The organism is Planosporangium thailandense, assembly GCF_011947195.1.
Lineage (GTDB): Bacteria > Actinomycetota > Actinomycetes > Mycobacteriales > Micromonosporaceae > Planosporangium > Planosporangium thailandense.
Window position 1 is genome coordinate 178,681 of record NZ_JAATVY010000007.1, and the last position, 21,911, is coordinate 200,591.

Genomic DNA, 21,911 nt, shown 5'->3' on the forward strand with positions numbered 1-21,911 from the left:
TTAAGTCTCGATCCATCTCGCGTGGGCGCCCGCGACGGATCCGTGAACCCGCTCGGCGCCCGTCTGGCCGCACTGACCGCCGGGGAGCGTGTCCGCTCAGCCGCAGCCACCCGCGTGACCGCCGTCGCCGGCCAGCACGTACGGGGCCGTACCCGTCGGCACGGCCGCCCCGTCCGGGGCCGCGTCGGCACCGCCGGCGGTGCCGGCGTCACAGGCGTCGACGAACGCGGCCAGCCGCTCGACGCCCCAGTACTTCTCCCGGCCCTGGACGAAGAGCGGCACGCCGAAGACTCCGTCGCGGCTACCCCGTGCGAGGGCTTCGGCGCCCCGCCGGCGCAGCGTGACGTCGTGCACCGCGTCGACCAGCGCGCCGACATCCGCGCCGATCCGCACGCCGATGTCGCGGATCGTGGCCGGGTCGTGGATGTCGCGCCCGTCCCGCCATCGCGCCTGGTACACCTGCGCGGCGAACAGCCGTCCCAGCCCCTGCTCCTCGGCGGCCAGATAGGCCAGGTGGGCGACTTCCCAGCACGGTCGCGCGTCGACCGGCCAGGTCAGCGTGAGACCCCGCTGACGGCCGATCCGGCGGACGTCCTGCAGGATGTAGAAGTGCTTGTCCCGCGACATCGGGGTGTAGGTGAACGTCGCCCCGGACTCCGCCAGCAGTCGGGTGGTCCACTCATCGGGCTCCCAGTACGGGATCCACTCGAGCGCGTCGGCAACCCGTGGATACTTCTCCACCAGGTCCAGGAAGGCGAAGTACGAGTACGGACTGCGGAACGAGAAGTACCACCGCAAGCGCTCACGCTTCACGTCGGCTCCCTTCAGATGCTGATGCCGCCGTCGATCTGGAACACGGCACCGGTGACGTACCCGGCTCTGCCCGACGCGAGGTAGGCCACGAGGTCGCCGACCTCTTCCGCGCGCCCCAGCCGTCGGAGCGGGATGGCGCCGGCCATCTTCGACCTGACCGAGTCGCTGAGCACGGCGGTCATGTCGGTGTCGATGAAGCCCGGAGCGACGACGTTCACCCGGATGCCGTACCGGCCGACCTCCTTGGCCAGCGACCGGGAGAAGCCGATGATTCCCGCCTTCGAGGCCGCGTAGTTGGTCTGCGTCGCGTTGCCGTACACGCCGGCCACCGAGGAGACGTTCACGATCACACCGGACCTGCGCTTCATCATCTCGAAGATGACCGCGCGGTTGACGTGGTAGACGCCGTCGAGATTGGTACGCAACACCGACTGCCACTGCTCGTCCGACATCATGACCAGCGGGCCGTCGTCGGTGATCCCGGCCGCGGCGACCGCGACGTCGATGCCGCCGAACGTGTTCTCGGCGGTGGCCACGAAGTCGCGCACCGCTTCCACGTCGCCCACATCCACCCGCAGCGCGAGCGACCTGCGGCCGAAGTCGGCGATCTCCTTCTCCAGCGCCCGCGCACCGTCCTGGTTGGAGCGGTAGCAGAACGCGATGTCGAAGCCGTCGCGCGCCAGACTGAGCGCGCTCGCGCGGCCGATACCTCGCGATCCGCCCGTGACGAGTGCGGTGCGGGAGTTCTGGTCCGGCATCAATCCTCCTGTGTACCGGCCGGAGAGCCGGAATCGCTCGTTGTGCTCGGGGCGGGTCGCAGCGTCTGCGCGGGGCGGAACGCCATCACCATGCGCTCCACCGTCATGACGGGCCGGCCGGCGACCAGGCACTCACCTTCGAAGATCATCGTGTCGCTGAGCAGCCGCACCACGCGTACGCGGTGCTCCAGCACGTCCCCGGGGAGTACCGGGTGCAGGAACCGCACCTCGGTGGCGCCGCCGAAGAGCATGACGTCGCCGCTGAGCGGGTCACCGTCCGACGATCGGGAAGCGGCGAGGATCCCGGCGCTCTGCGCCCAGGACTCCATCAGCAGCACGGCCGGGTACGCCAGGTCGCCGTCCCGGGCGTCCCCGGAAACCTCCGCGTACCACGGTTCGTTGGTTGTCACCGCCTTGAGCGCGACGATCTCGCTTCCGGGTACGGCTGTGACCACCCGGTCCACCAGCAGCATCGGGTACCGGTGGGGCAGCCGGTGGGCGACGGTCCACGTCGACGTCATCCGGCCTCCCCGGTGTGGTACCGCAGGCGGACCGCGGCGACGTCGCCGCGGTCACCGCGGATCCGGGCGGTCACCCGCCAGCCGTCGCTGATCGCCGTCCAGGTGCTCTCGATGACGATCCGGTCCCCGGGGAACACGGCGCCCAGAAACCGGGTCGACTCCACCGCCGCCAGGGTCAGCACGGCGCGTGGCGTACCCGGCGCGGTCGTCAGGCAGCTGCGGTGGACGCACTCGATCAGGCAGACCCCGGGGAAGATGGGAAATCCGGGATAGTGGCCACGGAAGACCGGTTCCTGGGTCTCCAGCACGAGGCTGGTGACCGAGCGCGGCGCCGCTCCGGTCGTCGGATCGGCGACGGCCTCGGCGAGCACGTGGACGGGCGCGCGTACCGGGCTGACGACGGTGGGCATCACGGGGTCCGCAGCTTGGCGGCGAGCAGGTCGTACGCCCGTTGCAGCGACGTCACCTGCTTCAGCTCCGACTCGGTCATGCGTACGCCGTACTTCTTCTCCAGGACGACCACGACCTCCAGTGCCATCAGGGAGTCGACGCCGAGGTCGTCCACCAGGCTCGTGTCATCGTGGATCTCGTCCACGTCGACCTCGACCACCTGGGCGACGGTGGCCCGGAGGTCTTCCTTGTCCAGAACCGTCTCTGTGCTGGCCATCGAAACGTCCTTTCGTTGTTGTCCAACCGTGGTCTCCGACGGTGAGCGGAGAGCGGAGAGCGGAGAGGGTGCGTGGTGAATGGTCTGCCGTCTGCCGTCTGCGGCCGGCGGTCAGCGCAGCCGCAGGAGCGCGCAGCCGACCACTCCGGTCCGGTCCACCGACGTGACGGCGGCGACCCGCCCCTGTGCGTCGGCGGACTCCTCGGCGAGCGTGAGCACCGCGCACACCTGGAAGGCCGCCGACGCGGCCGCGGTGTCGCCGAGCAGGTGTGCGCAGTCCAGGCGCAGGGGGCCCGGGCCGAAGACCTCGTCGACAAGGTCCCGCTCCTGCGCTCCCGCGTCGCCCGGCGCCGCACAGGGCGAGACCACGTATACGTCGTCCGGGGTCACCCCGGCGCTGCGGAAGGCCCGCCGGACCGCCGAGGCCAGCGCCTGCTTGACGCTCACCCCGGCCGCCATGGCGAACTCGACCGACAGGATCTCGGCCAGCGGTCCCTGGCCCTCGACCCCGGCCGCGGGCTCCAGCAGCAGCACCGCGCAGCCCTCGCCCAGAACGGTTCCGGCCTCGTCGGGGGTGCGGCTGTGGTGCTCGAGCCAGGCCCGGGCGGACGAGTACTCCTCGACGGCGCCGCAGAACACCGTGTGCGCGCGGCCGGCGTCGAGCAGCCGGCGCGCGTAGTTGAGCGCGTAGAGCCCCGCCGCCCTACCACCGGCGACGGTCGCGTTGGGCCCCTTGAGCTGATGCCAGATGGCGCACTGTCCGGCTGCGCAGTTCATGACCGCGTTGGGGAACCGGGCCGCCTCCACGAAGTACGGCTTCGCCTGCACGAACGAGTCGCGGCTGAAGTCCATCATGCTCTGGGCGCTGCCGGTCGTGGTGCCCAGCACCAGACCCACCCCGGTGGACTCGCCCGCCCGGGTGGACGCGCGCTCGGACTCGGCCAGCAACTCCCGTACCGCGGTGACCGCCAGCCCGCTGACCCGGTCCATCGACCGGGTGCCCTTGCTGCCGAGGATCTCACGCAGCGCGAAGCCCGGGACCAGCCGGGCCCGCTCATCGGGCACCTTCCACCGTTGACTGTCTACCGTGTCGTCAGCGGGCTGTCCGGCACGCAGACCCTTGATGAGCTGGTCGCGTCCGATCCCAAACGGCGACACCGCCGACCAGGCCGAGATGACGGGCCTACTCCTGGCTATCGTTGTCATCGGTCACCACCTCCCGGTCCGCCGGCGTCACTGCGACGGCGGCACCGATCACGCTCACAAGAAAAAGACCATTCGGTACGTGGACCACTGGCCGGCCAGCTCGCCGGCGGCCACGCGGCGGACTCCCGGGACGAGCCGGGTGCGGGTGTGCGGACCGAGCGCGGCCAGGCCCGGCTCCTCCACCCACACCGCGACGCCGGCGTCGAGCAGGGCGCGCAGCCCGTGCCGGGCGTCGTTGAGGGTGTCGACGATGCGGCCGCCGATCGTCAGGGTCGGTACGGGCGGGGCCTCGACCGCGTACGAGGCGGCGGCGCCGCGCAGGAGCACCTCCAACCCGCCGAGCTGGCGGTGCAGCTCCACCGCCGAGTAGAGGGCGTCGAAGAACTGCGTCTCGACCGCACCGCGGTACGCCTTCTCCACGATCGCCAGTGCCGGACGCCAGTCCGCCATCGCTACATCACCCCCAGGAAGACGACGGTGCCGGCGGAGGCGACGTGGTCGGCGAAGCGCCACGGCGGCTGGACCCGTACCCCGGGGATGTGGCTGGCCGCGCCCCGGTCCTCGCCGCAGAAGCGGCAGCCGTACCAGTAGGCCGTGTCGGGGTACGTCGCGAGCAGGTCACCGACCAGCGTGGCGGTCGACGGGTACTCGGTTCCCCAGGCGGCCAGGTTCCGGGGCTTGGTGGCGCCCAGGCTGCACTGGGTGAGCATGGTCGCGTAGCCGCAGGCCCAGACCTGGACGCTCGCTCCCCGCTCCAGCAGCGCCTGCGCCATCCGCAGACAGCTGGTGACAAGGTCGCTGGAGTGCGGTGCGCCCATGAGGGTCAGCAGCACGTCGGTACGCGGGACCGCGGTGGCCATCAGTGCCACACCACCCGGACGCCCGGCAGCAGGACGAGCTCGGCGACGTCGGACATCGACACCACCCGAACGGCGGCCGGCAGGTCGTCCGGGTGTATCCCCCGCTGGGCGACGGAGAAGTCGTCCGCCCAGACGCGGACGCCCCGCGCGAGCGGGTCGGCGAGCGTCGGCGCGCCCGGTTCCACGGCCGCGCCGACGCCGTCCTGCAGGAGCAGCAGCGTCACCGCTTCCCCGGAGGCCGCCAGCGTGGCCGCGTCCCGCAGGAAGCTCGCGCACGCCGGTCCGGCGAACGGTCCCTGGCTCTCGATGAGCAGATGCCACGCGGGCTCCTGCTGCTCTGTCGGGACGGCCGCGACCCCGGCCGCCCGGTTCTGCGCGCCCATCAGCCGACCGCTCCGGGCGCGTCGAGCACCACGCCGGCGGTCACACGCTCCGGTGCGCCGCCGTTGACCAGGTACACCGGGCCCGCGCCCCCGCCGTCGAAGTGCCCGACGGCCGCGGCGCACTGCAGCACGCCGAGGGCGCCCGACGCCTGGCCCCAGACCCGGGCCAGGTCGTGCCGGCGCAGGCCGGTCAGGACATCCGTCCCCGCGGCGCTCGGCTCCGGCGCGTACCAGGCGGCGGGCGCCGAAGCGTGCCGCGCCAGCCGGCTCAGGCACTGGTCGACGCCCGCGGCGCGCTCGTACGCGGCGTATCGCGCCCGTGCTGGGACGCGCCGTTCCCGCGCCGTCGCCGGGTGCTCGACGACAACGGCCGCCGCGCCGTCGAGCACGTTCTCGTCCCCGGTCAGCCGGCGTACGACGGCGTTGTCCGGCTCGACCCCGACCGCGAGGACCTGGGCCGCCCGACCGGTCCGCACGAGCATGCGCGCCCAGAAGAGCGCGTCGAGGCCGGAGGTCAGGCCGTTGCACAGCATGACGTTGGCGCCGCGCAGCCCGAACCTGATCGCCACGGAGGACGCGACGACGTTGCTCGAGGTGTTGGGCAGGTCCATCGGGCTGGTGCCGGCGGTGGATTCCCGCGCGATGGTCTCCACCGCCCGGCACACGGTGTCGGCGTTGCCGTAGTTGGAGCTGACCACCACCGCCACCCGGTTGCCGTCGACGGTCAGCCGGTCGCCGTCCCACATCCGCGCGTCGACGAGCGCGACCTGCGCGGCGGCCAGCGCCAGGCGGGTCGCGTGGTCCTTGTAGCGCAGTCCGCGCAGGGTGATGTGGGCGCCCGGATCGGCCGGCCCGGGTACGCGGTGCGCCGGGGTGGCCAGCTCGGCCAGCGTCGGGTTCGAGGGCAGCACCGTGGCGGCGCCAACCATGACCACTGTCATCGGACCGCCTCCACGATCGCGACCGCGTTCACGCCGCCGAAGCCGAACGCGTTCACCTGGGCAACGTCGACCTGCCGGTGCAGGGACTGCCCGAACGGGAACCGGAAACCGGCCACCTCGTCGATGGGCTCGGTCAGCCCGAGCGTCGGTGGGATGCGCCCCTCCGCGAGGGCGCGGGCCGCGACGATCAGGCCCAGCAGCCCGGACGCGCCGGAGGTGTGCCCGGTCATCGACTTGATGGCGGTCATGACCGGCGTGGACACGTGGGCGCCGAAGACCTCCTGCATCGCGCTGGCCTCGGCCGCGTCGTTGAGCAGCGTCCCCGTGCCGTGCAGCATGACGAGATCGACGCTCTCCGGCTTGATGCCGGCCTGTTCGTGTGCCTGCCGGATCGCGGCGGCGATGCCCTCCGCGCTCGGCGCGGTGACGTGGAACGCGTCGCAGTTGACGCCCACGCCGCGCAGTGTCGCCCGGGCCCGCCCCTGGTACGGCGAGTCGGCGGGGCGCAGGACGACGGCCACGGCCGCCTCCCCCATCACGGCGCCCCGTCGCTGCCGGTCGAACGGCCGCACCTCCTGGGGCGGCACCGGATTCATCCGCTCGACGAGCCCGAACATGCTCTCCGTCACCATGTCGACGCCCGCGACGATGACGGCGGGCGCGCCACCCTCCGCCAGGAGGTCGGCGCCCAGCGCGAGCGCGTAGAGCGACGCGGCGCACGCGTTGGCGACGCAGTACGCCTCGGTCACGCCGAAGCGGTCCTGCAGGGCCGCGCCGAAGTGCAGCCGTTCCCCGTCGAACGGCACGCCCGTCCGGTGCCACAGCTCCATCGACCGGTGTTCCCGCAGGCCGGAGCCGACGATCACCGGTACCCCGCTGAGGTCGTCACCCAGATCGGCCTCGCGGGCCGCCTGTTCCACCGCGGCCAGCAACCACCGGGTGGCGCGCCCCGGGACGTCGCCCGACTCCTCGCCCCGGTCGTCCATCTCGTAGGCGAACGGTGAGGTGTACCGGGATCGGTCGAACACCTGCAGCGGGCGCCGTCCGGAGAGTCCGGCGCAGAGGTTGTCGAAGATCTCGTTCACGTTCGCGCCGACGCTGGCGACCGCGCCGGTCCCGGTGATCGACCAGCTCATGCCAGCGCCTCCTCGTACTTGCCGAGAATGACGACGGCATTGTTGCCGCCGAAGGCGAGCCCGTTGTTCTGAACAATGCGCACATCAGCCTCGATCGCATTGTTGGGCACGCAGTCGACATCGCATTCGGGGTCGGTTTTCACGTGATTGATGGTCGGCGGGATCATGCGATTCACGATGGCGAGCGCGCAGGCGATGGCCCCGAGTCCGCTCGCCGCGCCCATCGTGTGCCCGAGCATCGACTTGATGGAGATCGTGCGTGGCGTGTGGTCGCCGAAAACCCGCCGGATGGCGCGAGCCTCGGTGACGTCGTTGGCCTTCGTACCGGTGCCGTGCGCCGAAATGAAGTCGACCTCATGCGGCTGCACGCCGGCGTTTTCCAGGGCCAGCCGCATCGCCTCGGCCACGCTGCCCTCGTTCGGGGCGACCTGATGAAACGCGTCGCAGTTGAGCCCGTACCCGAGCAGTTCGGCATAGATCCGCGCACCTCGGGCCAGCGCGGACTCCAGGCTTTCCAGCAGTAGGATGCCGGCGCCCTCGCCGGTCAGTATTCCCTTCCGGTCGGAGTCGAACGGCTGGCAGCGATCGGGCGCGATGGTGCCGACCCGGTAGAACCCGGCGAAGGTCTTGCGGCACATCGCGTCCGCTCCGCCGCAGAACGCGAAATCCACCTCACCGGCCCGGACGGCGTCGAACCCGTAACCGATGGCGTAGTTGCCCGCCGCGCAGGCGGTCGGAATCGTCACCGCCTCCACGTCGACGAGCCCCAGTTCCCTGGCGATGCCGGCCGACAGGCGGCCGGCCGGGACCCGGGCGGCCAGGACCGGGTCGAAGTGTTCCGGCCCCTGCGCGATGTCCGTCTGAACGAGCCGGTCGAGGTCGTGGGACTCACCGTCGGTGGTGCCGACCGAGACGAGGGTGCGGCTGCGCTGTAGCACCTCGACGTCGAGCCCCGCGTCCTCGACGGCCATCCGGGCCGCCGCCACCGCGAACTGGCTCGCCCGGCCCAGCTCGCGCAGCGGCTGGTTGCGCACCCACCGCGCCGGATCGAACCCGACCACCTCGCACCCGTTGGTGCGCTCGAACCCTTCGGTGGCGAAGGCGGTGATGGGCCGGGCGCCGCTGCGGCCCGCGCGGAGCGCGGCACCGAACTCCTCAGCCCCGGTGCCGATGCTCGAAACCACACCGCAGCCGGTGAGAACGACTCGTTGCGACATCTTGTCAGACCTTTGCTTCACTGCTGCGCACATGAACCCACCAGCTTTCGGACTGCGGGGCGCGACGACTATCGGGCGGCGGCCGCGTCCTGAACGACGTCGTAGACACCCTTGAGGTTGACCATCCGCGAAAGCTCAGCCTGATCGATGACCAGTCCGAACTCCTTTTCCAGCGCCGCGAGAATTTCGATGCTCCGCAGGGAGTCCGCACCGTGATCGTCGGCGAACAGGCTTTCTTCGGTGAGCTCCGCCTCGTCGATCTCTAGGATCTCGCACACGATCTCTTTGATTTTCTCGGCCTGGTCGGCGGTAATTGTCGACACGCGGTCCACTCCTTTTGGTCGCACGAATGAACCCGGAACACCAACCACGAAGGAATGTTCCGGACCGGACAGGATGTCGGTTTGCCCCAGGGATTTCGGCGGGGCAACCAGAACGGTACTGATCAGCGCCGGCACGGTGCAACACACCGCGTACAAGAAATCAACAGCGGCATTGGCCCGCCCCCATTAACAATTGTCTACTGCCGCGACAACCGCATATCAAAAGCTTTGATGTAGCGCGCCGGATCGATCAGCACTCGTGCCCGGGTGGCGGGAAAAGCGGCCGGCACGAAATCCGACCCCGGCCACGACGCCCAGCTAGCCGGATTTGCACGATTGCAATATTTCTATCGGCGGTCCGCTCGCTCACCCGCGCACGACCGGTACCGTCACCTCAGAGCGGAATGTTCGTGTGCGCGCCCCGGCCGGCCGGCAGGCTCGCCAGAGCCTGCGCCACGCGGCGCGGCGTCTGTGCCGGTTCGATCACCTCGTCGACGGCGCCGAACTCGACCACTCGGTGCAGCCCTCCGACGGTCCGCTCGTGCTCGGCGACGAGCCGCTCACGCAGCGCCTCACGCTCGTGCGCAGGCGCCGCCGCCAACGCGCGCCGGTGCAGGATGTCCACGGCGGCTGCGGCGCCCATCACCGCGACCTGTGCGCCCGGCCAGGCGAAAACGGCGTCGGCGCCGAGCGCCCGCGAGTTCATCGCGATGTAGGCGCCGCCATAGCTCTTGCGCATCACCACGGTCACCCGGGGCACCGTGGCCTCGGCGAACGCGTGGAGCAGCTTCGCGCCCCGCCGCACCACACCGTCCCGCTCCTGGTCCAGACCCGGAAGGTAGCCGGGGACATCGACCAGGACCGCCAGCGGGATGCCGTAGGCGTCGCACATCCGCACGAACCGAGCGGCCTTCTCCGCGCTCAGCGAGTCCAGACAGCCGCCCTTGCGCAGCGGGTTGTTCGCGATGACGCCCACGGTGCCGCCGCCCAGCCGGCCCAACCCGACCACGATGTTCGGCGCCCAACCGGCCTGCAGCTCCTGGAACAGGGGCGCGCCCGTGGGCGTGGAGTCGACCAGCGCGCGTACGACCGGCCGCACGTCATAGGCCCGACGATGGTCGGTGGGCAACAGCGTGTCCATCTCCCCGCCCTGCCGCACAGCGTCGGGATCCGGCCGACCCGGCCGCGCCAGCAACGCGGTGAGCGTCCGCGCGTGGGCGAAAGCCGCGGCCTCGTCGCGAGCCACCACGTGGGCGACCCCCGAGTGCTTGCCGTGCACCTGTGGACCGCCCAGGGACTCCATATCGGCCTGTTCGCCGGTGACGCTGCGCACCACGTCGGGGCCGGTGACGAAGATCCGTCCTGCCGGCGCCATGATCACGAGATCGGTCAGCGCCGGTCCATACGCGCCTCCCCCCGCGGCCGGCCCCAGCACGACCGACAGGTGTGGTATCCGACCCGAGGCCTGGACCATCGCGCGGAAGACCCGACCTACGCCGTCCAGCGCGACCACGCCCTCGGCCAGCTGGGCACCGCCGGAGTGCCACAGGCCGACCACCGGCGCCCCCTCGGCGAGCGCGAGGAGGATCGCATCCGCGATGCGCTGGCAGCCCCGCCGACCCAGCGCGCCGCCCATCCGGGTCGCGTCGGTGCAGTACGCGATCGTGGGCACGCCGTCGATCCGGCCGCGGGCGGTCACGACCCCCGAGGAGTCGGCTGACGTCAACAGCTCCATCGTCGCCTGGTCGAACAGCCGACTCATCCGGGCGACGGGATCCCGCTCGTCCGCGACGCCGACCGGCGACGCCGCCAAGCGGTCGGAGGCGAGCAGAGTCATGGCGTCACCCCGCAAAACTGCGATGACGACCCGCGAAGAGCGGGCACCGGTGCGGCGCCGAATTGTCCTCTTCTTACTGTCCTCATTAGGCGATTGAAACAACAGCGGTGTGACGGGCGTGACAGCGTATCCAAAACTCGAATCCACCCCGCGCCCGTCCGGCGAAGGCCGCGCCCCTGCGGGGCACGGCCTTCGCCGGTGGGAGGTGCGCTACGACGCGTCTGCGGACTTCGGCGCTTTCGACACGAACTCCGTGGTGTACGTCTTGGCCAGGTCGATCGTGTCGGCCTTCGGCTTCACGTTCGGCGAGAACGCCTTCAGCACGTTGAGCACCGTCTTGGGCCCGTCGGCGGGCATGACCCCATCCGCGGTGAACATGGTCATCGAGTCCTTGACCGACTGCGTGTACAGCTGCGGGTTGCCGGCGGCGTAGTCGGCGGGCATCTTGGCCGCGATCTCGTCCGCACTGTGGGCCGAGATCCAGCGCATCGTACGGACGAAAGCGTTCACGACCTTCTGGACCGTCTGCTTGTGTGCGGCGACGTAGGCGCAGTCCATGTAGAGCGAGCTGGCCGGGTAGAGGCCACCGAGCGCCGCCTTGGTGCCCTCCTCGGTACGCATGTCGATCATGACCTTCGCCTTGCCGGTGGAGGTCAGCTGCGCCACGGTGGGGTCGGTGGTCATGCCCGCGTCGATGCCGCCGTTGTCGATGGCGGCGATGAAGGTCTGGCCGGCGCCCGCCTTGACGGTGCTGTACGCGCCCGGGTCCACGCCGTTCACGGTCGCCAGGTAGCGGGTGAGGAAGTCGGTGGACGAGCCGGGGCTGGTCACGCCGAGCTTCTTGCCGGCGAAGTCCTTGGGCGAGGTGATCTGGCCGGCCTTTGCGGTGGCGACCACCTCGACCTCACCGGGTACCTTGGCCAGCTGCGCGACGCTCTCGATGCACTTGCCCTTGGCCTGCAGGTCGACGGTGTGGTCGTAGAACCCGACGACCCCCTGCACGTCGCCGCTGATGAGCACGTTCTCGGCCTGTGCACCGGCGGGCTCGGTGAGCAGCTGAACGTTGACGCCCTCCTTCTTGAAATACCCGAGCTGCTCGGTGAGCTTGGCCGGCAGGTAGATCACCTTGTCGATGCCGCCGACCATGATCTTGACGGTCTCGTTGCTGCTGGCGCTGTCGCTGCCGCCGGCCGCCTGCGTACGCGAGTCGCGGCAGCCGGCTACCAGGCCGAGGCCGAGCACCGGCACGGCGAGCAGCGCGACGCTCCGGGTGAAGCGCATGGCGATTCCCTTCGATGGATCTGTGGTGGGTTGGTGGGAGGGTGAGGGGTACAGATAAGCGCGTCGTCCGGGCGGTCAGGTCGCCGCGCCGGAGGTCGCCTGTCGGGGCCGCCACGCCAGTAGCCGCTTCTCCAGCAGCCCCAGCAGCCACTCGGCGAGCAGGGCGATCACGGTCACGATGATCATTCCGGCGTAGATGCCGGCGGAGTCGAACGTGCCCTGGGCGTTGTTGATGAGCAGACCGAGGCCCTTGTCGGCGCCGGTGAACTCGCCGACGATCGCGCCGATCAGCGCGAACCCGAACGCGGTGTGCAGGCTGGCCAGGATCCAGGAGGTGGCCGACGGCAGCACGATCGTCGTCATCAGCTGCCAGCGGTTGGCGCCCAGGATCCGCGCGTTGTCGTTGACGACCTTGTCGACTTCGCGGGCACCCTGGAACGCGTTGAAGAAGACCGCGAAGAACACCAGCACTACGGCGGTGGCGATCTTCGAGGACATGCCGAGGCCGAACCAGATCACGAAGAGCGAGGCGAGCACGATCCGCGGGATCGCGTTCGCCGCCTTGATGAACGGGGCGCAGACGTCGGCGAGGAAGCGGCTGCGGCCGAGCGCGACGCCGAGCACGATGCCGGCGATCGCGCCGATCACGAAGCCGTACACCGCCTCGGCCAGCGTGTAGCCGATGTTGGTCCAGATTGAGCCGAACGAGGTGCCCTTGGTGAACCAGTCGACCAGGCGATGCCCGATCGCGGTCGGCTTGGAGTAGTAGAACGGGTCGATCCACCGGCTGGCGGCCAGCTCCCAGCTGCCGAGCCAGGCCACGACCAGCGCCAGCCGCACGAGCTGGACCTTCCAGCCGCGCCGGGCCCGGCGGGACAGGCCGGCCGGGACCCGACGGGGCGGCGCGTCCGCTTCGACCGCCATGGCATCGGTGTCAAGCGACACGGTTGGCTCCCCTCATCCTGGAGATCTCGACCTCTTCGCGCAGGGCGTCCCACACGTCGCGGTAGATGTCGAGGAACGCCGGCTCCAGGCGGATCTCCTCGACGCGGCGGGGGCGCGGGAGGTCGACCCGTACGTCCGCTTTGACGGTGGCCGGCGCGGCGGTCATCACCACCACCCGGTCGGCGAGGGCGATCGCCTCGGTCAGGTCGTGGGTGACGAACACGACCGCCGCGCCACTGCCCGCCCACAGCCGCAACAGCTCGTCCTGCATCAGTTCGCGGGTCTGCACGTCGAGCGCGCCGAACGGCTCGTCCATCAGAATGATCGACGGCTCGGTGATGAGCATCTGGGCCATCGCGACCCGCTTGCGCATGCCGCCCGACAGCTGGTGGGGGTAGTACTTCTCGAAGCCCGCCAGCCCGACCCGCGCGATCCAGTCGCGCGCCCGGGCCCGCGCCTCGGCGCGGCCGACACCGCGGTAGCGCAGCCCGAGCGCGACGTTGTCGAGCACCGTACGCCAGGGCAGGGCCGCGTCGGACTGGAACATGTAGCCGACCCCGGCGGGGATTCCCCGCACCGGCTGCCCGGCCACCTCGACACCGCCCGCGCTCGCCGGCTCCAGTCCCGAGACCAGGGCGAGGGTGGTGGACTTGCCGCAGCCGGTCGGCCCGACCACGGTGACGAATTCGCCGGGGTTCACGTCCAGCGTGACATTCCTCAGCGCGGTGAACTCACCGCCGGCGCTGGTCTCGAACGTCTTGGTCGCCCCGCTCAGCCGAATCACCGGCCCCGTTTGCGGCGGAGCGGACGCGACGCCCGCCGGCGGTTGTGTGCGTTGGGTCATAGCTCAGGGACGCTATGAGTGACGGCCGGGTGTGCGGCGTGTTAAGCGCGTTGCGGCGGCAACGATCACAAGCCGCGTTCTGCGCGTTTAGCTCACGGTCGATCATGGCGGATCGCGGCGGTACGGTGACCGGCGTGTCAAGGCGACTGAAGCTGGCCACCCAGACCATGGTGCTGCAGGTGGTCGTCATCGCGGTACTGGCCGGCGTGGGGTTCCTGCTGGTCACCACGCTGCTACGGGCCGAACTGGAGCGGCAGTTCCAACACCGCGCGCTGGCCGTCGCGCAGACCGTCGCCGCGCGTCCGGGCCTGGGCGACGAGGTCCGTACCGGCCGGCCCGACCCCGACGGCGCGATCCAGCGCTACGCCGAGCAGGTGCGCCACAACACCCACGCGCTCTTCGTAGTGATCACCGACGACGCCGGCATCCGCTACTCACACACCGACACCGGTCAGATCGGGAAGCGGGTCAGCACCGACCCGTCCGCCGCGCTGGCCGGGCACAGCGTCACGAACATCGAACGGGGCACCCTCGGCCCGTCGGCCCGGGGCAAGGTGCCGCTGCGCGACGCGAGCGGACGGATCGTCGGCGAGGTCAGCGTCGGCATCGACACCGACGAGGTCACCCGCCGCCTGGACGACCTGCTCCCGATCGCCGAGCTGTCCACCGGCGTCGCGCTCGTCGTCGGCGTGCTGGGCGCGGCGCTGCTCGCCGCCCGCCTGAAGCGGCACACCCTGGGGCTGGAGCCGGCCGACCTCGCCGATCTGCTCCGCGAGCAGGTGGCGGTGTTGGAAGGCATCGGCGAAGGGGTGCTCGCCGTCGACCCCGCCGGTCGGGTGCGGGTGTGCAACGCCGAGGCCGTGCGCATCCTCGGCACCTCCCCCGGCCACGTCGACGAGCTGCCCACCGAAGCGCGCGCCCTGCTCACGGACGAGGCCGCGGTGGTCGGCGCGCTGCGCGTGGTCGGCGACCGGGTCGTCCGGGTCACCCGGCGACCGGTGCGCCGCGTCAACCGCGACCTCGGCCTGGTCCTCACCCTCCGCGACCGCACGGATCTGGACGGGCTCTCCCGGGAGCTGGAGGCCACCCGGGCGCTCACCGACGCCCTGCGGGCGCAGGCCCACGAGTACACCAACCGCCTGCACGCCCTCACCGGCATGCTGCAGCTCGGCCACACCGACGAGGCGCGCGCCTACCTCAGCGAGCTGGCCGGCGAGTCGATCAGCGGCGGCCAGCTGGCCGACCCGTACCTCGACGGCATGCTCACCGCCAAGGCCGCGGTCGCCTCCGAAAACGGCGTCACGCTCCGCCTGGGTGAAGACACCTGGGTGCCGGGACGGGTGACCGCTCCCCTGGACGCGGTGACCGTGGTCGGCAACCTCGTCGACAACGCCATCCGCGCCGCTGCCGCCGGCCTCCGCCGACCGGCCTGGGTGGAGATCAGCCTGCTCGCCGAGCACGCCGACCTGCACATCTACGTCGCCGACAGCGGCTCCGGGGTTCCGGCCGAACATGCCGCCGACCTGTTCCGGTCCGGGTTCACCACCAGCGCCGACACCTCCCGCCCGCACGGCCTCGGGCTGTCGATCGCCCGTCAGACCGCGCGCAACCACGGCGGCGACGTGACGCTGCGCAGCACCGGCGCCGACGCGCACGGCGCGGTGTTCACCGCCGTGCTGCCCGGTGTGCTCGAACCCGAGCACGGCCTGGCCTGGCAGGGCAGCCACTGATGCGGGTACTCGTCGTCGACGACGACTTCCGGGTCGCCAGGCTGCACGCCTCGTACGTCGCCGCGGCCGGCTACGAGGTCGTCGGGATCGCACACACCGCCGCCGCGGCGATCGCCACCTGCCAGCGGCTCCGACCCGATCTGGTGCTGCTCGACCAGTACCTGCCCGACCGGCTGGGCACCGACGTCCTGCGCGAACTCGGTACCGACGTCATCATGCTGACCGCGGCGGTGGACACCGAGACGGTACGCCGCGCCCTCGGCACCGGCGCGCTCAACTACCTGGTCAAGCCGTTCACCGCCGAGCAGCTCGCCGATCGGCTCGCGGCGTACGCCCGCTACCGGCAGCGGCTCGGCGCCGGGCGGGAACTCGACCAGTTCGAGGTCGACCGGGCGGTTGCCGCGCTCCACCAGTACGACACCACCGCCGCCGGGCTGTCGAAGGGCCGCTCGCCCATCACCGCGCAGCGGGTGCTGGAGGCGATGCGGGAGTTCGGCCGTCCGGTCACCGCCGTCGAGATCGCCGACACGATCGGCGTGTCACGGGCGACAGCGCAGCGCTACCTGGCCGACCTGGCCCGGGCCGGGAAGGTCGAGCTCAACCTGCGATACGGCACGACCGGCCGGCCTGAACACCTCTACCGGTGGCTCGGTGGCGAACAGTGACCTCGTCGTACGGGCCGCTCCGCCCGCGGCCGTCACCCGGACCAGCGCCGGTCGGCCGGCGGCTGTCGAACCCCGACCGGGGCCCGTCATCCCACAACCGGGGCACGACGTCCCGGGTCACGGCCTGCGATCAGCTTCCGGCAGCCGGGTCGCTGGCGGGGCGCCGTGGGCAGCCGAGCGCGGTGTACGCGGCGGCGCCGACCAGCGCCAGTGTCACCGCGACGGCGGTGGCGGGCCGCGAGCCGGAAGCCTGGAGCATCCAGGCGAGCCCCTGCTCGTACGCCTTCCCGCCGGGCTGGAGGAACGGCACCACGACCAGGGTCCAGCCGACCGGCGCGAACCAGCAGCGGTGCGCGCCCAGGAACGCCGCGCCGAGCGCGGTCAACCCGAGCAGGCCGGCGGCGTCGCGCAGCACCACGGTCGCCGGCCCGAACCGGGCGGCGGTGGCCTGCGTGGCCAGCAACAGCCCGGTCACCACGGCCAGCGCGGCGAGCAGGTGCGCGGCGCGCCGGGGTGGCCAGGGCAGTGAGGCGGTGCGTTCCAGGGCGTCGTCGGGCCCGGCCAGCGTGGTGGCCACCGGCACGACGGCGAGCATGACGGCCAGGGCGACCAGCCTCATCCCGGCGTCACGATGGTGGGAGAACCCGAGGAACAGGCCCCAGACCACGGCCACGACGCACACGGAGACGGCCAGCGCCACCGGCACACCGCGCGAGCGGAGGTAGAGCCCGAGCCACCTCATCGTGCCCCCTCGGTCAGGACCTCGTACAGCTTTCCCTCGCAGGTCAGGGCCGCGCGGCGGGCCGCGGCGACCCGGGCCCGCTGCTCGGCCGGCGGCAGCGCGACCAGCTCCTGGTAGGCCCGCTTCGCCATCGCGTCCCCCGCACGGTCGTTGGGGTCCGGAGCGGGCGCCTTGCCGGTCAGCCAGGCGGCGACGACCCGGCGCGCGACGTAGCTGTGCTCGCCGTCGTCCGGGTCGGTCCGGTCACACGGGCGGATGAAGGCGTCGGTCAACAGGTCCTGCACGAACTCGTCGGCGGAGCGGAGCCTCACGCGCACGTCGAAGGTGGCGTAGAACTGCACGGTGTCGGCGGTGTACGGCTGGCTGGGCGCGCCGAAATACGAGGTACCGGCCTCCACGACGGCGGTGGGCGGCTCGGGCAGCTTCGCCAGCAACGCCAGCGCCTGTCGCGCCGGTGGCGTGACGTCCGGCAGGAGCCTGGCGTGCACCTTCCGCACGCACACCCGCGGGGCGCCCTCAGCGCACACCAGCTGCGCCGCCGCCGGGTCGAACCGGAAGGCGGCCTCGTTGCCGCCGGTGGGCAGCATCGGCAACGCGACCGCCGCGCCGAGCAGGACGGGCGTCGCGGCCAGCGCGGCGCCCCGCCTGGTCGTGGCGACCAGCAGCCCGAACCCGGCCGCCGCCACGCAGACCAGCCAGACGGTGTGGGCGACGTGGATCCGGCCGGCGACGGTGACCAGATCGCCCAGCGGAGTTGACAGCACCGGGGACAGCAGCACGAACCGGGGGTCGTGGCCCTTCGGGTCCGTGAACACGATCGGTACGCCCAGCAGCCCCATGGCGGCGACGACAGCGAGCGCCGGCGCGGTGACCAGATACGGCAACGCCCGCCCGACGGCCATGCCGATCCAGACGGCCGGGATCATCGACAGCGCGCCGACGGCCAGCACTAGCGGCGTCCCGGGCGGGTAGTAGCTGGCGGTGGGCGCCACCCGCACCGCGCCGGCCAGGAACGCCGCGAGGTACGCGACGACAGCCGTGAGCGCGACCGCCACCGCGGTCGGCGCGAGCCGCTGCCAGCGGGGCCGGGCCACGCTGGCGAACAGCTCGTCGACCCGGCTGCGCCGCTCCCGCCGGACCTGCCAGGCGCCGCCGGCCAGCGCGAGCGACCACAGCAGGATCAGGTCCATACGGTGGGTCACAGCCAGGCCCATCCAGCTCCCGGCCCAGTTGCCGGGGGCGAGGTACAGCAGCCCCATCCCGATCACCAGGACGACCAGGCCGACGCCGAGCGCCGACGAGCGGCGCAGTTCGGTACGCAGGATGCGCCTCATCGCGTCACCTCGCTGCGCTCGGCGACGCGCTTCGCCCCAGCACTGAGCCACTGGATTCGCTCGCTACGCTCGCTCATCGCGTACCCGCCCGGTGGGTACGCAGCAGCGCCGAGTAGCCGCGCTCCGCCGGGCTGTCCCCGGCGTCACCGGCCGCGCCCCAGCGGGCGAGCTCCTGCGGCGTGCCCTGCCAGACCAGGCGCCCGGTGTCGACCAGCACCACGTCGGTGCAGGCGGCCACGACGTCCTCCACCAGGTGCGTGGAGACCAGCACGCACGTGTCCGCGCCCAGCTCGCGCAGCAGGTCCCGGAACGTCATCCGCTGCTCGGGGTCGAGCCCGACGGTCGGCTCGTCCAGCAGCAGGATCTGCGGGTCGTTGACGATCGCCTGGGCGATCCCGACGCGGCGCAGCATGCCGCCGGAGAGCGTCTTCATCTTCTTGTCGGCACGGTCGGCCAGCCCCACCCGCTCGATCGCGCGCTGTACCGCGCCCGGCACGTCGCCCGCCGGCATCTCCTTGAGCCAGGCCATGTACTCGACGAACTCACGCACGGTGAAGCGCGGGTAGAACCCGAAGTGCTGCGGCAGGTACCCGAGCGCGCGCCGGACCCCGCGCAGGTCGGCCCGCGTGTGTACGGGCTGGCCCAGCAGCTCCAGTCGCCCGTCGGCCGGCCGGACCACGGTGGCCAGCGCCCGCATCATCGTCGTCTTGCCGGCGCCGTTCGGGCCGAGCAGCCCGTGCACCCCCGTGCCGAGGGCCAGGTCCAGTCCGTTGACCGCCAGGTGCCGGCCGGCCTGTACCCGTAAGCCCTCGGCTTTGACGGGCCACGCGTACGTCTGGGGGGCCGTCTCCGCGGCGCTCACCGTGCGTACCATTCGTTCTCCTTCGATTGCCCGAGTCGGTCTCGGATCGGTTCAGTTGCGGCTCGTCAGCCGGCGGTAGTCGGCGCGCCGGAGCAGGGCGATCGCCCCCACCACGGCAAGGGCCAGCGCCCAGCCCGGCTGACTGCCGGGCTGCAGGAGCGCGGACGGTTCCCGCTCGGCCACGGTCGGCACCATCACCCCCGCGGCCCAGGCAGCGGTCAGCACGTACGCGGCCCGCTGGACGCCGATCCGGCCGCCGAGAGCGAGGGTGGCCGCGGTGAACACCAGGCAGGGCAGCAGCCACCGCGCCGGCGACTGCCCGGCGCGCCAGCCGGCCAGCATCAGCAACGGGATCAACACGGCGAGCACCGCGAGGGTCCGGCGCAGCAGCAGCCACAACCCGGCACGGGGGGTCGCGGTGAGCAGCTCCCAGGCCGGGTCCGCGCGTCGCGACCAGGCAGCCGCCACGCTGAACAGCGGCGCCACCGGCGCGACCAGTAGCACCATTGACGGGTACTGCGGGTACGCCCGGTCGAACAGCAGCGCGGTGGCCAGCATCCCCACGGTCACCGCCAGCCAGGGCAGCACCGACCAGGCGACCGTCCATCGGCGACCGAAGGACCACCACCGCCGCCGCCGGTACGGTGCCGGTCCGGCAGCGATCCGCTGACCAAGCTCCCGGTGCACCCGGTCGAGCAGCGCCACCGTTCCGCCGTCCATCGTGGTACCCAGTCGGGCCCGGCAGGCGCGGCACGACTCGAGATGGGTCTCCAGCGACCAGAGGGTGGCGTCGTCCAACCCCGGATCGCCCGCGACGTACCGGGCGAGCAGGTCCGCATTCGCGTGGGTGTTCATGACAGCGCCTCCCGCAAGGCGATCCTGGCCCGCCGAGCACGGGTCTTCACGGTTCCCTCAGGCACGCCGAGCAGCAGCGACGTCTCCCGTACCGACAGGCCGTCAAGCACCATGGCCTGCAATACCTGCCGCAGCTCCGCGGGAAGCGCGAGCAGCGCGTCGCCGAGGTCGTCGCCGATCGTGCGGGCCAGCGCCTCGTCTTCGGCCCCCGGCACGGTGGGCGAAGCGGCGGCGGCCGGCGGCACCTGCTCCAGCCGCGCCCGCCGGCGGAAAGCGTCGACCAGGCGGCGCGCGGCGATCGTCCACAGCCAACCGACCGCGCTGCCGCCGCCGGCAGCGCCGACGAACGCGCCCGCCGCCCGCCACACCGCCAGGTACGTATCCTGCATGACTTCGGCCACGAGGTCCTCGTCCGCGCAGCGCCGACGCAGGCGTACCGCGAGCCAGGGCGCCGTCCGACGGTACAGTTCGTCGAAGGCCTCCCGGTCGCCGCGGGCGGTGCGGCGAAGGAGCCTCTCCTCATCCACCGCCATGACGCTATGTCTCACACCAGGCAAGACGTCGGCCGCGCCCGATGGGTTCTCATCCTGGTGTGTCCTACGTCACGTGCGGTACGGCGCCGTCGTCGCCGCCGTGCCGGGCGCTTCCCCACCTTCGCGCCCCTGGTGAAGAGCGTGGCCGCGACGGTCACCTGGACCACGGCCCGCCACCGGGGCGCGGTGGGAGGGACACCGCGCCGTCCACCGACAGGCGCATCATGGAGGCAGTGTTGACGGGCGCCGGGCCGACGTTCGCTGTCCCAGCCGTCGCGGCGCATGACGGCGGGAGGAACGGTCGTGGCATCTGCCGGGGTGAACCCATCGTCGCCACAGCGTCGCCCCACCGAAGCGCCGCAACGGCGCGCGATTCCCGAGCCGGTCGAGCGGTATCTGCGGGAGACGGTGGGACTGCTTGTCGAGGTCTTCACCGACACCCTCGTCGGCGTCTATCCGACGGGATCGTTGGCGCTCGGCGACTTCACGCCAGGCCGAAGTGACATCGACCTGATGGTGGTGGTTCGGGATGGCGTCACACGTGACGTCCTGCTCCGTGTCGCGGACGAACTCGACGGCTCGCGCCGACCCGTCCCGGCCGCCGGGCTCGAGCTCGTGGTCTACCCGGAGTCGACGGTTACGGCGCCGACGACCGAGGCGGCGTACGCGCTGAATCTCAACACCGGCCTCGAGCTACCCCCGCAGCGGAGTCTTGACCCCGCAGCCGGGCCGGCGTTCTGGTACGTGATCGACCGTGCCATCACGTACCAGGCCGGACAGGTCCTGCTGGGCCCCTCCCCACGGCTGCTGTTCCGCCCGGTCCCGGAGCCGGTGCTGCTCCGAATCGTGCTGGCGTCCGCCGAGGCGCACGCCGAACCGGACGCCGGGCACCTGCTCGACAACGCGGTGCTCAATGGCGCTCGGGCACTGCGTTTCGCCGTCGAACGCCGGTGGCACAGCAAGCCGGCGTCGGCGACGTGGGCGGCAGCGACGCGCCCCGAACACGCCGAACTGCTGGCCGCCGCCGTGGAAACCTACCGGCAGGGCCGGACTGCCGGGGACGACCTGCCGCCCGCGGAGGTACGCCGATTCCTCGCCCACGTGGTGGACGAGCTGCGCCGTGCCAGCGGCGCCGGTAGCACAGCCGATCCGGCCTGAAAGACCGACGCGGTCGCAGCCCGGACCTCGACGCGACGGCTCCGTGCGCGCCGACGACGTCCGAGCGTCCGCCGGGGCGCCTCACGACGCGGTCCAGCAGAAACCCCCGGACCGTACATTCCGTTCAGCCGCCTCGCGTTCGACCCGATGCGACGCCGGCACCGGGCTCCGCCGGTCGTGCTGTCGGGCCACCAGGTGGGCGCGCCTGTGGTGACGCTCCCCGTGCCGCCGACACCTCCAGCGGACCCACCACACTCGGGCAACAGGGGCCGATCCTGACGATGTGACACGAACTGGGCC

At 71.8% G+C, this 21,911-nt stretch carries 25 protein-coding genes; 3 read left to right on the top strand and 22 right to left on the bottom strand.

Annotation, left to right across the window (positions count from 1 at the left end; all coding sequences use genetic code 11):
* Window positions 1-96: 96 nt before the first annotated feature.
* From HC031_RS13200 to HC031_RS13280, 17 genes are all read right to left on the bottom strand, one after another.
* Window positions 97-813 carry a DsbA family protein gene (locus tag HC031_RS13200; RefSeq protein ID WP_167925561.1) on the bottom strand — a complete coding sequence of 239 codons (717 nt, stop codon included), beginning with the start codon at window positions 811-813 and terminating at the stop codon, window positions 97-99.
* A gap of 11 nt (window positions 814-824) precedes the next feature.
* A complete protein-coding gene (fabG, locus tag HC031_RS13205; protein ID WP_167925562.1) occupies window positions 825-1,571 on the bottom strand; it encodes a 3-oxoacyl-[acyl-carrier-protein] reductase in 747 nt (248 codons plus the stop codon).
* Window positions 1,571-2,092 carry a 3-hydroxyacyl-ACP dehydratase FabZ family protein gene (locus tag HC031_RS13210; RefSeq protein ID WP_167925563.1) on the bottom strand — a complete coding sequence of 174 codons (522 nt, stop codon included), beginning with the start codon at window positions 2,090-2,092 and terminating at the stop codon, window positions 1,571-1,573. The genes fabG and HC031_RS13210 overlap by 1 nt, the downstream gene beginning before the upstream one ends.
* The gene (locus HC031_RS13215) at window positions 2,089-2,502 is read right to left on the bottom strand and encodes a 3-hydroxyacyl-ACP dehydratase FabZ family protein (protein WP_167925564.1); all 414 of its coding nucleotides are present in this window, start codon (window positions 2,500-2,502) and stop codon (window positions 2,089-2,091) included. The genes HC031_RS13210 and HC031_RS13215 overlap by 4 nt, the downstream gene beginning before the upstream one ends.
* Window positions 2,502-2,759: an acyl carrier protein gene (locus tag HC031_RS13220; protein ID WP_167925565.1), complete on the bottom strand. Its 258-nt coding sequence runs from the start codon at window positions 2,757-2,759 to the stop codon at window positions 2,502-2,504. Before HC031_RS13220 ends, HC031_RS13215 begins: the two co-directional genes overlap by 1 nt.
* A gap of 111 nt (window positions 2,760-2,870) precedes the next feature.
* Window positions 2,871-3,965, bottom strand: a complete 1,095-nt coding sequence (locus tag HC031_RS13225; RefSeq protein WP_167925566.1) for a beta-ketoacyl synthase N-terminal-like domain-containing protein — start codon at window positions 3,963-3,965, stop codon at window positions 2,871-2,873.
* Window positions 3,966-4,019: 54 nt separating this feature from the next.
* Window positions 4,020-4,415: a hypothetical protein gene (locus HC031_RS13230; protein WP_167925567.1), complete on the bottom strand. Its 396-nt coding sequence runs from the start codon at window positions 4,413-4,415 to the stop codon at window positions 4,020-4,022.
* Between the two features lie 2 nt (window positions 4,416-4,417).
* On the bottom strand, window positions 4,418-4,825 hold the full coding sequence (locus HC031_RS13235; RefSeq protein ID WP_167925568.1) for a hypothetical protein: 408 nt from the start codon (window positions 4,823-4,825) through the stop codon (window positions 4,418-4,420).
* Entirely contained in the window at window positions 4,825-5,208 is a 384-nt protein-coding gene (locus HC031_RS13240) for a DsrE family protein (protein ID WP_167925569.1), read from the bottom strand. The genes HC031_RS13235 and HC031_RS13240 overlap by 1 nt, the downstream gene beginning before the upstream one ends.
* Entirely contained in the window at window positions 5,208-6,149 is a 942-nt protein-coding gene (locus tag HC031_RS13245) for a beta-ketoacyl synthase N-terminal-like domain-containing protein (RefSeq protein ID WP_167925570.1), read from the bottom strand. Before HC031_RS13245 ends, HC031_RS13240 begins: the two co-directional genes overlap by 1 nt.
* Complete coding sequence (locus HC031_RS13250) at window positions 6,146-7,285, bottom strand: beta-ketoacyl synthase N-terminal-like domain-containing protein (protein WP_167925571.1); 1,140 nt, start codon at window positions 7,283-7,285, stop codon at window positions 6,146-6,148. The genes HC031_RS13245 and HC031_RS13250 overlap by 4 nt, the downstream gene beginning before the upstream one ends.
* Window positions 7,282-8,502 (bottom strand): beta-ketoacyl-[acyl-carrier-protein] synthase family protein, encoded by a 1,221-nt coding sequence (locus HC031_RS13255; protein WP_205862677.1) that lies wholly within the window; start codon window positions 8,500-8,502, stop codon window positions 7,282-7,284. The genes HC031_RS13250 and HC031_RS13255 overlap by 4 nt, the downstream gene beginning before the upstream one ends.
* A 68-nt stretch (window positions 8,503-8,570) precedes the next feature.
* Window positions 8,571-8,960, bottom strand: a complete 390-nt coding sequence (locus tag HC031_RS13260; RefSeq protein ID WP_338090636.1) for an acyl carrier protein — start codon at window positions 8,958-8,960, stop codon at window positions 8,571-8,573.
* A gap of 259 nt (window positions 8,961-9,219) precedes the next feature.
* Complete coding sequence (locus HC031_RS13265) at window positions 9,220-10,662, bottom strand: acyl-CoA carboxylase subunit beta (protein WP_167925573.1); 1,443 nt, start codon at window positions 10,660-10,662, stop codon at window positions 9,220-9,222.
* Between the two features lie 210 nt (window positions 10,663-10,872).
* The gene (locus HC031_RS13270; RefSeq protein ID WP_167925574.1) at window positions 10,873-11,943 is read right to left on the bottom strand and encodes an ABC transporter substrate-binding protein; all 1,071 of its coding nucleotides are present in this window, start codon (window positions 11,941-11,943) and stop codon (window positions 10,873-10,875) included.
* 75 nt (window positions 11,944-12,018) lie between these two features.
* The gene (locus HC031_RS13275) at window positions 12,019-12,888 is read right to left on the bottom strand and encodes an ABC transporter permease (RefSeq protein WP_338090637.1); all 870 of its coding nucleotides are present in this window, start codon (window positions 12,886-12,888) and stop codon (window positions 12,019-12,021) included.
* Window positions 12,878-13,672: an ABC transporter ATP-binding protein gene (locus tag HC031_RS13280; RefSeq protein WP_338090638.1), complete on the bottom strand. Its 795-nt coding sequence runs from the start codon at window positions 13,670-13,672 to the stop codon at window positions 12,878-12,880. The genes HC031_RS13275 and HC031_RS13280 overlap by 11 nt, the downstream gene beginning before the upstream one ends.
* Before the next feature lie 194 nt (window positions 13,673-13,866).
* Here HC031_RS13280 and HC031_RS13285 point away from each other — a divergent pair, with 194 nt between their 5' ends.
* Together HC031_RS13285 and HC031_RS13290 are read left to right on the top strand one after the other, a co-directional pair.
* Window positions 13,867-15,462: a sensor histidine kinase gene (locus HC031_RS13285; RefSeq protein ID WP_338090639.1), complete on the top strand. Its 1,596-nt coding sequence runs from the start codon at window positions 13,867-13,869 to the stop codon at window positions 15,460-15,462.
* Window positions 15,462-16,127, top strand: a complete 666-nt coding sequence (locus HC031_RS13290) for a response regulator (RefSeq protein ID WP_205862679.1) — start codon at window positions 15,462-15,464, stop codon at window positions 16,125-16,127. Before HC031_RS13285 ends, HC031_RS13290 begins: the two co-directional genes overlap by 1 nt.
* A 130-nt stretch (window positions 16,128-16,257) precedes the next feature.
* On the opposite strand, the gene HC031_RS13295 is transcribed toward HC031_RS13290, so the two are convergent.
* The 5 genes from HC031_RS13295 to HC031_RS13315 all read right to left on the bottom strand — a co-directional run bounded on the left by HC031_RS13295 (window position 16,258) and on the right by HC031_RS13315 (window position 20,453).
* A complete protein-coding gene (locus HC031_RS13295; RefSeq protein WP_167925576.1) occupies window positions 16,258-16,869 on the bottom strand; it encodes a hypothetical protein in 612 nt (203 codons plus the stop codon).
* A complete protein-coding gene (locus HC031_RS13300; RefSeq protein ID WP_167925577.1) occupies window positions 16,866-18,203 on the bottom strand; it encodes a hypothetical protein in 1,338 nt (445 codons plus the stop codon). Before HC031_RS13300 ends, HC031_RS13295 begins: the two co-directional genes overlap by 4 nt.
* Before the next feature lie 73 nt (window positions 18,204-18,276).
* Entirely contained in the window at window positions 18,277-19,077 is an 801-nt protein-coding gene (locus HC031_RS13305) for an ABC transporter ATP-binding protein (protein WP_167925578.1), read from the bottom strand.
* 39 nt (window positions 19,078-19,116) lie between these two features.
* Window positions 19,117-19,920, bottom strand: coding sequence for a zf-HC2 domain-containing protein (locus HC031_RS13310; RefSeq protein ID WP_167925579.1), 804 nt, complete (start codon window positions 19,918-19,920; stop codon window positions 19,117-19,119).
* The gene (locus HC031_RS13315; protein ID WP_167925580.1) at window positions 19,917-20,453 is read right to left on the bottom strand and encodes an RNA polymerase sigma factor; all 537 of its coding nucleotides are present in this window, start codon (window positions 20,451-20,453) and stop codon (window positions 19,917-19,919) included. The genes HC031_RS13310 and HC031_RS13315 overlap by 4 nt, the downstream gene beginning before the upstream one ends.
* Window positions 20,454-20,756: 303 nt before the next feature.
* On the opposite strand from HC031_RS13315, the gene HC031_RS13320 reads away from it, so the two are divergent.
* A complete protein-coding gene (locus HC031_RS13320) occupies window positions 20,757-21,611 on the top strand; it encodes an aminoglycoside adenylyltransferase domain-containing protein (protein WP_167925581.1) in 855 nt (284 codons plus the stop codon).
* Window positions 21,612-21,911: the final 300 nt, after the last annotated feature.